At 73.7% G+C, this 11,298-nt stretch carries 14 protein-coding genes and 1 pseudogene; 12 read left to right on the top strand and 3 right to left on the bottom strand.

The window, feature by feature from the left end:
• The 9 genes and pseudogenes from ACFY30_RS38920 to ACFY30_RS38880 all read left to right on the top strand — a co-directional run.
• A pseudogene (locus ACFY30_RS38920) lies at positions 1 to 174 on the top strand (4-hydroxy-3-methylbut-2-en-1-yl diphosphate synthase); the annotation flags it as partial.
• 265 nt (positions 175 to 439) lie between these two features.
• The gene (locus ACFY30_RS38915; protein WP_390849871.1) at positions 440 to 1,288 is read left to right on the top strand and encodes a GNAT family N-acetyltransferase; all 849 of its coding nucleotides are present in this window, start codon (positions 440 to 442) and stop codon (positions 1,286 to 1,288) included.
• A 21-nt stretch (positions 1,289 to 1,309) separates the two neighbouring features.
• Positions 1,310 to 1,843, top strand: coding sequence for a GNAT family N-acetyltransferase (locus tag ACFY30_RS38910; RefSeq protein ID WP_390824155.1), 534 nt, complete (start codon positions 1,310 to 1,312; stop codon positions 1,841 to 1,843).
• A 72-nt stretch (positions 1,844 to 1,915) separates the two neighbouring features.
• Positions 1,916 to 3,619, top strand: coding sequence for a proline--tRNA ligase (locus ACFY30_RS38905; protein ID WP_390849870.1), 1,704 nt, complete (start codon positions 1,916 to 1,918; stop codon positions 3,617 to 3,619).
• 117 nt (positions 3,620 to 3,736) lie between these two features.
• Positions 3,737 to 4,099: a hypothetical protein gene (locus ACFY30_RS38900; RefSeq protein ID WP_390849869.1), complete on the top strand. Its 363-nt coding sequence runs from the start codon at positions 3,737 to 3,739 to the stop codon at positions 4,097 to 4,099.
• Positions 4,096 to 5,064, top strand: coding sequence for an FAD:protein FMN transferase (locus ACFY30_RS38895; protein ID WP_390849868.1), 969 nt, complete (start codon positions 4,096 to 4,098; stop codon positions 5,062 to 5,064). The genes ACFY30_RS38900 and ACFY30_RS38895 overlap by 4 nt, the downstream gene beginning before the upstream one ends.
• Complete coding sequence (locus tag ACFY30_RS38890; RefSeq protein WP_390849867.1) at positions 5,061 to 5,642, top strand: ferric reductase-like transmembrane domain-containing protein; 582 nt, start codon at positions 5,061 to 5,063, stop codon at positions 5,640 to 5,642. Before ACFY30_RS38895 ends, ACFY30_RS38890 begins: the two co-directional genes overlap by 4 nt.
• Positions 5,639 to 6,856, top strand: a complete 1,218-nt coding sequence (locus ACFY30_RS38885; protein WP_390849866.1) for an NADH-ubiquinone oxidoreductase-F iron-sulfur binding region domain-containing protein — start codon at positions 5,639 to 5,641, stop codon at positions 6,854 to 6,856. Before ACFY30_RS38890 ends, ACFY30_RS38885 begins: the two co-directional genes overlap by 4 nt.
• A 1-nt stretch (position 6,857) precedes the next feature.
• Positions 6,858 to 7,073, top strand: a complete 216-nt coding sequence (locus ACFY30_RS38880; protein WP_390849865.1) for a ferredoxin — start codon at positions 6,858 to 6,860, stop codon at positions 7,071 to 7,073.
• A gap of 63 nt (positions 7,074 to 7,136) precedes the next feature.
• On the opposite strand, the gene ACFY30_RS38875 is transcribed toward ACFY30_RS38880, so the two are convergent.
• Genes ACFY30_RS38875 through ACFY30_RS38865 form a run of 3 tightly spaced genes read right to left on the bottom strand, consistent with a single transcriptional unit; the run spans position 7,137 to position 9,152 of the window.
• On the bottom strand, positions 7,137 to 8,051 hold the full coding sequence (locus tag ACFY30_RS38875; RefSeq protein WP_390849864.1) for an aminoglycoside phosphotransferase family protein: 915 nt from the start codon (positions 8,049 to 8,051) through the stop codon (positions 7,137 to 7,139).
• A 28-nt stretch (positions 8,052 to 8,079) separates the two neighbouring features.
• Positions 8,080 to 8,565, bottom strand: coding sequence for a ferritin-like domain-containing protein (locus ACFY30_RS38870; RefSeq protein WP_390849863.1), 486 nt, complete (start codon positions 8,563 to 8,565; stop codon positions 8,080 to 8,082).
• Positions 8,562 to 9,152: a hypothetical protein gene (locus tag ACFY30_RS38865; RefSeq protein ID WP_390849862.1), complete on the bottom strand. Its 591-nt coding sequence runs from the start codon at positions 9,150 to 9,152 to the stop codon at positions 8,562 to 8,564. Before ACFY30_RS38865 ends, ACFY30_RS38870 begins: the two co-directional genes overlap by 4 nt.
• A gap of 203 nt (positions 9,153 to 9,355) precedes the next feature.
• On the opposite strand from ACFY30_RS38865, the gene rimP reads away from it, so the two are divergent.
• From rimP to ACFY30_RS38850, 3 genes are all read left to right on the top strand, one after another.
• Positions 9,356 to 9,859 (top strand): ribosome maturation factor RimP, encoded by a 504-nt coding sequence (rimP, locus tag ACFY30_RS38860; RefSeq protein WP_390662651.1) that lies wholly within the window; start codon positions 9,356 to 9,358, stop codon positions 9,857 to 9,859.
• 2 nt (positions 9,860 to 9,861) lie between these two features.
• A complete protein-coding gene (gene nusA / locus ACFY30_RS38855) occupies positions 9,862 to 10,848 on the top strand; it encodes a transcription termination factor NusA (RefSeq protein WP_390849861.1) in 987 nt (328 codons plus the stop codon).
• A gap of 136 nt (positions 10,849 to 10,984) precedes the next feature.
• On the top strand, positions 10,985 to 11,281 hold the full coding sequence (locus tag ACFY30_RS38850; RefSeq protein ID WP_390662653.1) for a YlxR family protein: 297 nt from the start codon (positions 10,985 to 10,987) through the stop codon (positions 11,279 to 11,281).
• The last annotated feature ends 17 nt before the right edge of the window (positions 11,282 to 11,298 follow it).

The raw sequence follows: 11,298 nt of genomic DNA, 5'->3' as shown, positions 1-11,298 counted from the left end.
GGCGTCGCCTCCGGCAACGGCAAGGGCCAGATCTTCGTCAAGGGCGAGGTCATCAAGACCGTCCCCGAGTCGAAGATCGTGGAGACCCTCATCGAGGAGGCCATGAAGCTGGCCGAACAGATGGAGGCAGCGGGCGTCCCGTCCGGGGAACCGTCGGTGGCGGTAGCGGGCTGACGCCCTCGTCCGACGGGTGGGGGCCGGCGCACCGGGTGTGCGGCGGGGGCGCGAAACCCAGCCCTTTCCGCGTTCGGGGGCGGAAAGCCAGCCCGTCCGGCGTTCGAGGACGAGGCCCGTTCAGGGCCGGCGAGGGGGCGGGGGGCGGCAGCCCCCGGCGGGGTGACGGCAGCCGGCGGTCACCGTCGGCACACCGGGGGCGGCGCGGCTCAGCTTCCGCGGGTACAGTGCGGGGACCAGCAGCCCTGAGTGTGAGGCCCCGCAGTTGTTGACCCAGACCACCTCCCGGGTCCTCGAACCGAGCGACCTGGACGCCGCGCTCGCCGTCCTCGACCGCGAGCCGGTGGCCAACGCCTTCGTCACCTCCCGCGTCCAGGTCGCGGGCCTCGACCCCTGGCGGCTCGGCGGCGAGATGTGGGGCTGGTACGAGGACGGCATGCTGACCTCCCTCTGCTACGCGGGCGCCAACCTCGTCCCGATCTGCGCCACCCCGCGCGCGGTACGCGCCTTCGCCGACCGCGCGCGCAGGGCCGGCCGCCGCTGCTCCTCCATCGTCGGCCCCGCCGAACCCACCGCCCGGCTCTGGAGCCTCCTCGAACCCCACTGGGGCCCCGCCCGCGAGGTCCGCGCCCGCCAGCCCCTCATGGTCGCCGACCGGATGCCCGCCGACATCGCCCCGGATCCCTACGTCCGCCGCATCCGCAAGGACGAGATGGAGACGATCATGCCGGCGTGCGTGGCGATGTTCACCGAGGAGGTCGGCGTCTCCCCGATGGCCGGCGACGGAGGGCTGCTGTACCAGGCGCGCGTCGCCGAACTCGTCGGCTCCGGCCGTTCCTTCGCCCGCCTCGACGACGGGGGCAGGGTCGTCTTCAAGGCGGAGATCGGCGCGGCGACCCCGCAGGCCTGCCAGATCCAGGGCGTGTGGGTGGCCCCGGAGTACCGGGGCAGGGGTCTGGCCGCTCCGGCCATGGCAGCCGTCCTGCGCTACGCCCTCGCGGACATCGCCCCGGTGGCCAGCCTCTACGTCAACGACTTCAACACGGCGGCGAGAAGGACGTACAGGAGGATCGGCTTCCAGGAGGTCGGGGCATTCATGAGCGTCCTCTTCTGACCCACCTGTAGGCTCCCCGCCATGGATCTCGTCATCGGCCCCCTGGACCTCCCCGCCCACGTGGACGAGGCCCTCGCGGTCCAGGCGGTCGCCTTCGGACTGGGCCCGGACGAGGTGGCCGTCCGCCGGCAGATCGTCCTGCGCCACATGACGTACCCGGGCGCGCGGGCCCTCGGCGCGACCACGGCGGAGGGCCGGCTGGCCGGATTCGTCTACGGCATGCCCAACGACCGCACCCACTGGTGGTCCACCGTCGTGGAGCCCTACCTCCGGGCCCAGGGCCACGACCTCTGGCTCGACGACTCCTTCGTCATCACCGAGCTGCACGTCCACCCCGCGTACCAGAACCGCGGCGCGGGCCGTGCCCTGATCACCGGGATCACCGACAGCGCGACCGAACCCCGCTCGATCCTCTCCGCGATCGACATCGAGAGCCCCGCCCGCGCCCTCTACCGCTCCCTCGGCTACCAGGACCTGGCGCGCCGCGTCCTCTTCCCCAGCGCACCCCGCCCGTACGCCGTGATGGGCGCCCCGCTCCCCCTGCTTCGGAAGTAAGGATTTCCGGCGACACCGCGCTCCCGGCTAACCTCCTAGCCATCACCCTTACCCGGCAGGAGTACGAGAACCATGGCGAACGCACCGGTCCAGCGCATGTCCCAGTTGATGGCGAAGACCCTGCGCGACGACCCCGCGGACGCCGAGGTCCTCAGCCACAAGCTCCTCGTCCGCGCGGGCTACGTCCGCCGCACCGCGGCCGGCATCTGGAGCTGGCTGCCGCTCGGCAAGAAGGTCCTCGCCAACGTGGAGCGGATCGTCCGTGAGGAGATGGACGCGATCGGCGCCCAGGAGGTGCTGCTCCCCGCTCTGCTGCCGCGCGAGCCGTACGACGCGACGGGCCGCTGGGACGAGTACGGCGCCGAGCTGTTCCGCCTGAAGGACCGCAAGGGCGGCGACTACCTCCTCGGCCCGACCCACGAGGAGATCTTCACCCTGCTGGTGAAGGACCAGGCGTCCTCCTACAAGGACCTGCCGGTCGTCCTCTACCAGATCCAGCACAAGTACCGGGACGAGGCCCGCCCGCGGGCCGGCATCCTGCGCGGCCGCGAGTTCCTCATGAAGGACTCGTACTCCTTCGACCTGGACGACGAGGGCCTCGCCCACTCCTACGCCCTGCACCGCGAGGCCTACCAGAAGGTGTTCGCGCGCCTCGGCCTCGACTACCGCATCTGCGCCGCCACCGCCGGCGCGATGGGCGGCTCCAAGTCCGAGGAGTTCCTCGCCCCGGCCGGCGCCGGCGAGGACACCTTCGCGGACTGCCCGAACTGCGACTTCGCCGCCAACACCGAGGCGATCTCGTACGAGCTGAAGCCGGTGGACGCCGACGGCGTGGCAGCGCTCGAGGAGATCCCCACCCCGGACACCCCGACCATCGAGACCCTCGCCGCCCACCTGGGCGTCCCGGCCTCCGCCACGCTGAAGAACCTGCTGGTGAAGGTCGACGGCGAGATCGTGGCCGTGGGCGTCCCGGGCGACCGCGAGGTCGACATGGACAAGGTCGAGGCGCACTTCGCCCCGGCGGTCGTCGAGATGGTCACCGAGGCGGACTTCACGGGCCGCCCGGACCTGGTCCGCGGCTACGTCGGCCCGCAGGGCCTCGGGGAGAAGGTCACGTACATCGCCGACCCGCGCGTGGCCCCCGGCACCGCCTGGATCACCGGCGCCAACAAGGAGGGCACGCACGCGAAGAACGTGGTCGCGGGCCGTGACTTCGAGGTCGGCGCGTACGTCGACGTCGTGGTCGTCCAGGAGGGCGACCCCTGCCCGAAGTGCGGCACCGGCCTCAAGCTGGACCGCGCGATCGAGATCGGCCACATCTTCCAGCTCGGCCGCAAGTACGCCGACGCCCTCAAGCTCGACGTCCTCGGCCAGAACGGCAAGCCGGTCCGCGTCACCATGGGCTCCTACGGCATCGGCGTCTCCCGTGCGGTCGCGGCCCTGGCCGAGCAGACCGCCGACGACAAGGGCCTGTGCTGGCCGGCCGAGGTGGCCCCGGCCGACGTGCACGTGGTCGCCGCGGGCAAGGCGCTGCAGACCGAACTGGCGCTCGAGGTCTCCGAGAAGCTGCGGACGGCCGGTCTGCGGGTCCTGGTCGACGACCGGGCCGGGGTCTCCCCGGGCGTGAAGTTCACCGACTCCGAGCTGATCGGCGTACCGAAGATCCTGGTCGCGGGCCGCCGCTCGGCGGAGGGCGTCGTGGAGCTGAAGGACCGCAGGACCGGCGAGCGCGAGGAGCTGACGGTGGACGAGGCCATCGCCCGTCTGACCGCGTGACGCTTTAAGGCACCTCTCAGAGACTTCTGTCGGGGCGTATGGCCGCCTCACAGACTTCTCTCAGACCGTTCCCCGACCGTAGTGCGTGACAGAACGTCACTACGGAGGGGAACGGTCATGGCGACCAGGGAAGAGGAGCGGGGGGCCGCGGCGGCGGTCCGCAGAGGCGCACGGCGTGCGGCGGCCTTCGCCGCCGCCGTCACGCTGGCCGGGGCGGCGGGCGTGTTCGCCCTGATCGGCACCATGCAGGCGGACGCCGGCACGACGGCGAGCGGCAGCGGGACGAGCTCCAGCACGAGCAGCGGCACGGACACGTCGAGTGACACGGCCGGCGGCTCCTCCACCGACACGTCGGGCGACTCGTCCTCGTCCTCCGACGACTCCTCGTCGAGCAGCTCCTCCTCGGACGGCTCCGGCGGCTCCGGCGGCCTCACCCCGCCCTCCGGCGGCTCGGCCGACTCCACCTCGGGGGCGTCGTGACGACCACGCCGCTCAAGCACCGCGCCACGGCCGCCACCGAGTGGCGTGCCCTCGGCACCACGGTCCGGCTGGTCGTCACCGACCCGGCCCTGCTGGACTCCTGCAACCTGCTCCTCGCCCGGCACCTCGCCGAGGTCGACGCCGCCTGCAGCCGCTTCCGCCCGGACTCCGAACTCGCCGCCCTCGACACCACCGCCGGCCGCCCGGTCCGGGTGAGCCCCCTGCTCGCCGAGGCCCTCGACGTGGCCCTGCGCGCGGCCGAGGCGACCGACGGGGCGGTGGACCCGACCGTCGGCTCCGCGATGGACGCGATCGGCTACGACCGGGACTTCACCCTCGTCCGCGAGGACGACCGCCCGGTCCGGCTCACCCTGCGCCGCACCCCCGGCTGGCGCACCGTCACCCTCGACCGCGCCACCGGCACCGTCACCCTCCCCGCCGGTGTCCGCCTCGACCTCGGCGCCACCGCCAAGGCCTGGGCCGCCGACCGGGCCGCGCGGACACTGGCCGACACGGCCGGCTGCGGGGTCCTGGTCGGCCTGGGCGGCGACACGGCCGTCGCGGGCGCGGCCCCGGCGGGCGGCTGGCAGGTCCGCGTGCAGGACGTCACCGGGCCCGTCGACGACACACCCGCCCACGGCGCGTACGCCACCGTCGGCCTGCACAGCGGCGGCCTCGCCACGTCCGGCACCACGGCCCGGCGCTGGCGGCGCGGCGGCCACGAGCTGCACCACATCGTCGACCCGCGCACCGGCCTGCCCGTCCGCTCCCCCTGGCGGACCGTCTCGGTCGCCGCGGCCACCTGCGCCGACGCCAACGCGGCGAGCACAGCGGCCCTGGTGAAGGGCGCGGGAGCGGAGCAGTGGCTGACCCGCCTGGGCCTGCCCGCACGGCTGGTCACGCGGAACGGGGCCGTCGTCACCACGCCCGGCTGGCCCACCGAGGCCGGAGAGGCCGCCGCGTGAACTCCGCGACCCTCTGGTACGCCGACCGGGCCACCGGTGCCGTCTGCCTCGTCCTCTTCACGGTCGTCGTACTCCTCGGCGTCGCCGTCCGCCTGCGGACCCGCGTCCCCGGCCTGCCCCGCTTCGGCACGATGAGCCTGCACCGCTCGCTGTCCCTCTCCGCGACCGCCTTCCTGGCCCTGCACATCACCACCGCGGTCATGGACACCTACGTCGACATCACCGTCGCGGACGTCCTGCTCCCCTTCGTCTCCGACTACCAGCCCCTCTGGCTCGGCCTCGGCACCGTCTCCGTCGACCTGATGCTCGCCGTCCTGATCACCAGCCTCCTGCGCGAACGCCTCGGCCACCGTGCCTGGCGGGCCGTCCACCGGCTGGCCTACGCCGCCTGGCCGGTCGCCCTCGTGCACGGCGTCGGCATCGGCACGGACACCGGCACCGACTGGATGACCTGGCTGACCGTCGCCTGCGTCGCGGCCGTGACCGCCGCCTTCGCCGCCCGCCTCGCCCACGCGGCCCGCGCCGCCCGCCGCACCCCCGCCGCCCTCCTGCGCACCGCCGAAGGAGCCCGACCGTGACCGCCGCCTACGCCGACCTCCACATGTCCCCCCGTCTCCTCGCCCCCGGCGCCGCCCCGGCCGACCTCGCCGCCCATCACCGGCGCTACGGCCCCCTCTCCTACGGCGCCCCCGAGGACATCCTGCGCGCGGTGGCCGCATCAGGTCTCACCGGCCGCGGCGGAGCCGCCTTCCCGACGTACCGCAAGCTCGTCTCGGTCGCCGAGGCCGGGCGCCGTACCGGCCGGGCCCCGGTGGTCGTGGCCAACGGCGCGGAGAGCGAACCCGCCAGCCGCAAGGACGGGACGCTCCTGCACCTCTCTCCCCACCTCGTCCTCGACGGCCTGCAGATCGCGGCCCACGCGGTCGGCGCGGGGGAGGCGTACATCGGCGTGGAGGACGGCGCGACCTGGCTGGAATCCGCCCTCGCCCAGCGCACCGCCGACCCGCTGCCCGTGCGGGTCGTCCGGCTGCCCACGTCCTTCCTCTCCGGACAGGCCTCCGCCCTGGCCCGGTTCGTCTCCGGCGGCCCCGCCCTCCCCGCGCACCGGCTCCCGCCGGTCCGCGAGCGGGGCGTGCACAAGGCCCCGACGCTCGTCCAGAACGTCGAGACCCTCGCCCACCTCGCGCTCGTCGCCCGCTACGGCGGCGACTGGTACCGCAGCGCCGGCACTCCCGCCCAGCCGGGCAGCGCCCTGTGCACGATCCACGTCGCCGGACGCGAACCCCGGGTGGCCGAGGCCCCGTACGGCTTGCCGCTCGCCCGTCTGCTGCCGCTGGAGGGCGCCTCGGCGGTCCTCGTGGGCGGCTACCACGGCACCTGGATCCCGGCCCGGGAGGCCGCCGAACTCACCGTCGACGCCGCCTACTTGGGCGCCGGCGTGCTGGCCGTGCTGCCCGCGGCCCGGTGCGGCCTCACCGAGACGGCCCGCATTCTGCGCCACCTCGCCCTGCAGTCGGCCGGCCAGTGCGGCCCCTGCCTCAACGGCCTGCCCCGCATCGCCGCCGCCTTCCGCACCCTCGCCGCACCCGGCCCCCAGGGCACCGTCCGCATAGACCTCGCCCGCTGGTGCGGCCTCGTCGAGGGCCGGGGCGCCTGCCACCACCCCGACGGCACGGTCCGTCTGGTCCGCAGCGCCCTCACCACCTTCGCCGCCGAGGCCGACGCCCACGCCCGCGGCCACTGCACGGCGACCGACCGCACCCCGCTGCTGCCCGTTCCCCAGGAGGCCTGACATGGACCCGCACATGGAGATGGACATCGACCGGACGTCCTGCCGGGGCCACGGCCTCTGCGCGGAACTCCTCCCGGACCACATCACCCTGGACGAATGGGGCTACCCGCTCGTGGACCGCAGCCCCCTCCCGGCCCGCGCGGTGAAACGGGCCCGCAGAGCGGCGGCGGACTGCCCGGTCCTGGCCCTCAGACTGACGGCCAGTCCGGCACCCTGACCGGCGCGGGGAACCGCGCGAGCCGGCACCCCGCGCCCGCGGCCGACGACGAACCGACGCCCCTCACAGCCATCCCGCGAACTCCAGCAGCAACTCGGCATCCCTGGGCCGCCCCACGCGCAGGGCCCGCACCCCCGACTCCACGGCCCGGAAGAGACTCCACCCCCGCACCCGCTCCTGATCCAGCTCCAGCGACTCCGCCAGCTTCCGCACCCGCCGCCGAGTGGTCGCCGCCCCCGACGGCGAGGCGATCAGGTCCTCCACCCGGTCCCGCACCAGCCGCGCCAGATCGAACGCACACTCCCCGACCACCGGATCCGGACCCACCGCCAGCCACGGCGACCGCTCGCCCGCCAGCACCTTGCTCTGCCGGAACGTCCCGTGCAGCAACCGCCGCTCCGGCTCCGCCGCCACCAACTCCTCCCGGGCCAGGAGAGCCGCGTCCACCAGCGCGCCCACCTCGGAGCCGACGGCGGTCCCCCGCATCGCCTCCGCCTGCCGCCCGGTCCGCTCTGCCACCGTCTCGAAGACACGCGCGCCGCCCGCACCGCTCTCGTCGGGCGGCTCCACCCACAGCCGTCGCAGCGTCCCCGCCGCCTCCAGCAACGCCTTCGCCTCCGGCAGCGACCGCACCGACACATCCGGGTGCAGCCGCTCGAGCAGCAGCACCCCCTCCGCCGAGGGCCCTTCCAGCAGGTGGACGGCGCCCAGGCCGCCCCAGTGCGCCAGCGCGGTCCGCTCCGCCTCCGGCCGGAACCGGGGCGGGGCCAGCTTGAGCACGGCGGGCGTCCCGTCCGCGCGGCGCACCAGTACCACCAGGCTGCTGCGGCCGCCCGGAACCTGCACCCGCTCGACGGTCAACTCGCGTAGAGCGGCGGCCTGTTGGACCGCCGCCGGCAGCTTCTCCAACCAGTCGTCACCGCTCGGTGCCGTCTCACCGAGCGCCCTCACCAGACGCTGCGGCGGTTCGAAAGCCATGCGCGAGTCGTTCCCTTCCCTCTCCGGGCTACGCGGTCGGTGTCGCCGAAACTCCGGAGGTGGCCGCGTCCGTACCGGCCCGCTCGGCGAGCCCAGGGAAGGCTACGCTCCCGCCGCGCCAGCGCGCCGCGCGCACCGCCGCCTCCCGCAGCGCCCCGGCGGCCTCCCTGCGCCGCTCGTCCCCGGCTGCCCGCACCAGGTCGGAGTACACCCCGGCCACGCGGTCCTCCAGCTCCGCGGCGAGCCGGACCGCCGTCGCCGAGTCCGCCACCGGGAACGGCAGCGCGTACCCGGCGCTCGCCGCGACCGGCTCGCCGCCCAGGTCGCGCACCTCGCGCACCAGCGCGTCCCGGCGGGCCCGGTGCGCGTCGTACGCCGACCGTGCCTCGGTGCGCCGCTCCTCGCGGATGCGTCCGCCGACGACGCCGTACCCGTACACGGCGGCGTGCTCGGCGGCCAGCGCCGCCTGGAGTGCCGTCAGTTCCGCGCTCGTCGCCCCGCGCGCCTTCCTCATCGCTTCCCCTCCGTCAGCAGATACGCGTGGGCGGCGCCGGCCGCCGCCACCGAGGCCAGCAGCCGGGCCAGTTCGCCGGGGACGTCCACCAGCGCCGCGGCTCGGGTGTCGGCCAGCGTCCGCTCGGCGGCGGCGAGGGAGGCGAGAGCGTCCTTCTCGGACGACGGGGAGGCCGACGGGGAAACGGACGCCGGGGGAGACCCTGTTGGAGACCCCGACGGAGACCCCGACGGGGAGCCCGACGGGGAGCCCGACGGAGAAGCCGGGGGCGACGGGGACGCCGGTGCCTTCTCGGCGCCCCCGAACGCCTCCACATGCCGCGCCACCTCGGCCCGCAGCGGTGCGAGCCGTGCCGCCAGCGCGGGATGGGCGGCGAGGACGGTGTCGTACCGCTCCACCAGTCGGGCGCTCTCCCGCGCCGCACGCGCGCGTGCCCGCTCGGTGACCGAGGGGCTGCCGCCGACGCTCTCCTCGGGGCCGTCGGAACGGGACGAGCAGCCCACGAACAGCGCGGCCCCGGCGGCCGATGCGAGCAGGGTTCTTCTGCGCGGCCCCGAGGGGGCGCGCGACGGGAGCGGGAACGGCACGGCAGACGTCCTCGGGGAACTCGTACGAAAGAAAGACGAAGCAGGGAACAGGCCCCTGATCACCGTACCTTCGGACCCGCCCGGCCGAGGTCTCCGCCACCCTCCGTGCACAGGTGGACGGCAACACTCCCCGCGACCGGATACCCTTTGACCAGACACGCGACCCATCCCACAACAGCACACGCGGCCGAGGAGTCACCCGGATGAGCACCACCCAGAGCGAGAGGCTGCGAGAGCTCCTGGAACCGCTCGTCGCCTCCCAGGGCCTGGATCTCGAAGAGATCGCCGTGGACTCCGTAGGACGCAAGCGCGTGCTGCGTGTCGTCGTCGACTCCGACACCGGGGCGGACCTCGACCGGATCGCCGATGTGAGCCGTGCGCTCTCGGCGAAGCTCGACGAGACGGACGCGATGGGCCAGGGCGAGTACACCCTCGAGGTCGGCACCCCGGGCGCGGAGCGCGCCCTCACCGAGCACCGCCACTATGTGCGCGCCACGGGCCGCCTGGTGAAGTTCCAGCTGGCCGAGGGCGGCGAGCTCCTCGCGCGGATCCTGAAGGCCGACGACGACGGCCTCGACCTCGAAGTGCCCGGCGTGAAGGGCCGCAAGGCCACGACCCGCAGAGTCGCCTTCCCGGAGATCGAGAAGGCGCGCGTGCAGGTCGAGTTCAACCGCAAGGACAAGGACGAGAAGGAAGAGGAGGCGTAGCCGTGGACATCGACATGAGTGCCCTGCGGGGCTTGGTACGGGAGAAGGAGATCTCCTTCGCCCTGCTGGTCGAGGCGATCGAGTCGGCCCTCCTCATCGCCTACCACCGCACCGAGGGAAGCCGCCGGCACGCGCGCGTGGAGCTCAACCGGGAGACCGGGCATGTGACCGTGTGGGCGAAGGAGGACCCCGAGGACCTCGAGGAGGGCCAGGAGCCCCGCGAGTTCGACGACACCCCGTCCGGCTTCGGCCGTATCGCCGCCACCACCGCCAAGCAGGTGATCCTGCAGCGGCTGCGCGACGCCGAGGACGACGCGACGCTCGGCGAGTACGCCGGCCGCGAGGGCGACATCGTCACCGGAGTGGTCCAGCAGGGCCGCGACCCCAAGAACGTTCTCGTGGACATCGGCAAGCTGGAGGCCATCCTGCCGGTGCAGGAGCAGGTCCCGGGAGAGACGTATCCGCACGGCATGCGGCTGCGGTCGTACGTCGTCCGGGTGGCGAAGGGGGTGCGCGGTCCCTCGGTCACGCTTTCGCGTACCCACCCCAATCTGGTGAAGAAGCTCTTCGCCCTCGAGGTGCCGGAGATCGCCGACGGGTCCGTCGAGATCGCCGCCATCGCGCGTGAGGCGGGTCACCGCACGAAGATCGCGGTCCGTTCCACCCGTTCGGGCCTGAACGCCAAGGGCGCCTGCATCGGCCCCATGGGCGGCCGGGTGCGCAACGTGATGGGCGAGCTGAACGGCGAGAAGATCGACATCGTCGACTGGTCGGACGACCCTGCCGAGATGGTGGCGAACGCGCTGTCCCCGGCCCGGGTCTCCAAGGTCGAGGTCGTGGACCTCGCGGCCCGTTCCGCGCGCGTGACCGTGCCCGACTACCAGCTGTCCCTGGCGATCGGCAAGGAGGGGCAGAACGCCCGTCTCGCCGCCCGTCTCACCGGCTGGCGGATCGACATCCGACCGGACACGGAGCAGGCGTCCGAGTAGACGTCCGACCTGCGGGAGGGCCGGCCGGGGAATAGATCCAGGCCGCGGCCCGCTTAGATCACGTCAGATGTATCGCGGCAACTGTTCGAATCCTGCCCCAAAGGGGTGAGGTGGCCGCGGGGAGGTAGACTTAAGAGTGTCTGGCCGGACGCACGCCGGAGCATGCCCTGAACGCACCTGTGTGGGGTGCCGGGAGCGGGCGGCCAAGACGGATCTGCTGCGCATCGTGGCGATCAAGGACGCATGCGTCCCCGATCCTCGCGGTACGCTGCCCGGCCGGGGTGCGTACGTACACCCCGCACTGGTCTGTCTCGACCAGGCGGTGCGCCGCCGGGCGTTCACGCGGGCGTTGCGCGCCGCGGGAGCGCTCGACACAAAGGCGTTGCGCCAATACGTCGAGCAGACGACAGTTGCCGATCAGGCAACACCGTAAGAAGCGCGTCGCGCGGA

The organism is Streptomyces sp. NPDC000345 (genome assembly GCF_042898825.1).
Taxonomy (GTDB): Bacteria; Actinomycetota; Actinomycetes; order Streptomycetales; family Streptomycetaceae; genus Streptomyces.
This window is presented reverse-complemented; position numbering and strand designations above follow the sequence as displayed.